This is a genomic window from Protofrankia sp. CiP1_Cm_nod2 (assembly GCF_920664355.1).
Classification (GTDB): domain Bacteria; phylum Actinomycetota; class Actinomycetes; order Frankiales; family Frankiaceae; genus Protofrankia.
Genome location: NZ_CAKKTL010000379.1, coordinates 2,019 through 3,421 on the forward strand (window position 1 = coordinate 2,019; position 1,403 = coordinate 3,421).

Consider the following 1,403-nt stretch of genomic DNA (forward strand, 5'->3'; position numbering starts at 1 on the left):
CGAATCGGGACAGCATGGGCTTGGTCAGGTACTGCCGAGGGCCTTGCGGAGGTCCTTCATCAGGAGGAACAGGTGCATGGGGTCGGTGGGGCTGGGCTCGAACTTCGCCAGGCGCAGGTAGAAGTCGCGGGCGGTCTCGTTCTCGCAGTGGATCAGCAGGGCCCGCACTCCGATGACCTCTCCGGCGGCGGCAACGCGGCGCAGGGCGTCGACCACCAGGGCCTGGCCCAGCCCGGCGCCCTGGACCGACAGATCTACACCGAGCCGGGTGAGGATGACTACCGGCTGGTGGTAGCGGCCCGCGCCCTGCGTCAGCCGCCGCGGCGCCTGCGTCGGCGCGACCGACCCCGCCGCCAGCGCGTAGTAGCCGACCACCCGCCGATCGCCGTCCTCGGCGCCGGTGACCACGTACACCCGGGATGAGCCCGATTGGTGCGCCTGCAACGCGTGCGCCGTCAACCAGGACGACTGCGCCGCCGACCCGCAGTCAAACCCGGACAGCACATGGCTGGCGGCCGCCGGTTCGACCGGGCCGAACCTGCGACCGCTCACCGACCGCCCTGGCCAGGCTCGGACTGGTCCAGCACGGTGGGTGCCGACAGCAGCTCCCGCAGCCCCGCCACCTCGGACGCCGGCCGGTCCAACGCATGGTCAAACGCCTGCCAGGCCACCTCGTCCAGGACGAACACCCGCCGATCCGCCAGAATGTCGGCCGCCGCCTCAGTAGCAGCCTTCAACACGAACGCCGACACCGTGCTCCCGGAGGCCGAACTGGCGGCCTCCAGCAGCGCCTTCTGCGCCGGCTCCACCCGAAGGTGCAGCCGATCGTCCTTCGCACCCGCCACCCCACCAGCGTACGCACAACGTACGCCATGCACCAAGGCATGTGCGGCTACGCTCACTGCGTCACACGTTCCCGCACAGCCGAGAACTCATGCTGGACGTGATCATGTTGGCGGTCCGCATGGCCGGGCCGCGTCGATCAGCAGCGGGGTGAACCGGCACACCCACCGGTAGACGGTCACGTGGCCAACGACGAGACCTCGCTCCGCGAGGAGCTCCTCGACGTCCCGGCAGGACCCGGCGTAGCGGTCGAACAAATCCATGATTGACAACTGTCGAAACGAGATCGTTGCAGGTTACATCCATGATCATACGTGGAGGCGAGGGGATGGAACTTGAACCCTGATCTAGCCCGCTACCTGCGCAGACATGGCTGACCCCGGCCTTCACCCCGTCAGGCCGCCGAACAACCAGGCGGACGGCTCGATCCTGATCGAGTCCTCAGTGAGGCAGGCCGCTGGCTGGTCCGGGGCTCGTGGCCGGGACAGGGCCGACGGGGCTTCCGTCGGACACTTTCGCCGTCCGGCAGCGCGTGTGCGCCGTGCTGCCACGAGGCCTGT

2 protein-coding genes and 1 pseudogene are annotated in these 1,403 nt (G+C 69.0%); all 3 read right to left on the minus strand.

Features of this window, described 5'->3' with window-relative positions; genetic code table 11:
- Positions 1 to 24: 24 nt before the first annotated feature.
- Complete coding sequence (locus NBW84_RS23645; protein ID WP_250287535.1) at positions 25 to 552, minus strand: GNAT family N-acetyltransferase; 528 nt, start codon at positions 550 to 552, stop codon at positions 25 to 27.
- On the minus strand, positions 549 to 845 hold the full coding sequence (locus tag NBW84_RS23650; protein ID WP_250287537.1) for a type II toxin-antitoxin system TacA family antitoxin: 297 nt from the start codon (positions 843 to 845) through the stop codon (positions 549 to 551). The genes NBW84_RS23645 and NBW84_RS23650 overlap by 4 nt, the downstream gene beginning before the upstream one ends.
- A 117-nt stretch (positions 846 to 962) precedes the next feature.
- Positions 963 to 1,091: pseudogene (locus NBW84_RS23655) on the minus strand (IS6 family transposase); the annotation flags it as partial.
- Between the last annotated feature and the right edge of the window lie 312 nt (positions 1,092 to 1,403).